Source organism: Paenibacillus algorifonticola (assembly GCF_050481745.1).
In the GTDB taxonomy this organism is placed as follows: domain Bacteria; phylum Bacillota; class Bacilli; order Paenibacillales; family Paenibacillaceae; genus Pristimantibacillus; species Pristimantibacillus algorifonticola_A.
Genome location: NZ_JBCNGR010000091.1, coordinates 1 through 569 on the forward strand (window position 1 = coordinate 1; position 569 = coordinate 569).

A 569-nucleotide genomic window follows, 5' to 3' on the forward strand; every position below is an offset into this window, starting at 1 on the left:
ACCGTGCCTACCCATGGCACGAGATCAGCAAGGAAGCTTCCTCCTTGCAGCCATGCGGAGTCACCATCACGGCTTAAGCCAAATGGATCGACATAGGATATCGGGTTGCCATTTACATACGCGTAACGGTTCAGCGTTTGCGAGTCGCTGATCGAACCTGTCAGCACATCCCGGTTAATGAAACGTTTGATCTCTGGATTGTAATAACGCGCACGCATATGGTACAAGCCATTTGCGTCCGTTGCAACGCCATCACGTCCATTATACTGGAACGGCTGCTCCGTCGTCCCCCTATGACGGATTTGTTCCCCATACGGTCCGTATTCATACGTATCCGTTATCACGCCGTTGTCATTCGTCAGCGCGACCGTGCTTCCACGACGGTCATAATGATACGTGGCATAGCTGCCATCCGCTGCCTCGCGGCCAATCAATCCAAGACCGTACACATAATACGCCGCCCGGTTGCCTTGCCCATCTGTCTCCATCAGCACCTGCGATAATACCGCCTGCGGATTGACGACATAACGAGTCGTTACCCCGTTTACAGTGACGGAGGTACGTACGTT

Annotated in this window: 1 protein-coding gene; it reads right to left on the reverse strand. The window is 53.3% G+C overall.

Features of this window, described 5'->3' with window-relative positions; all coding sequences use genetic code 11:
• Positions 1–569: RHS repeat-associated core domain-containing protein (locus ABEW34_RS31715; protein ID WP_430165811.1), on the reverse strand; the 569-nt coding region annotated here is incomplete at both ends.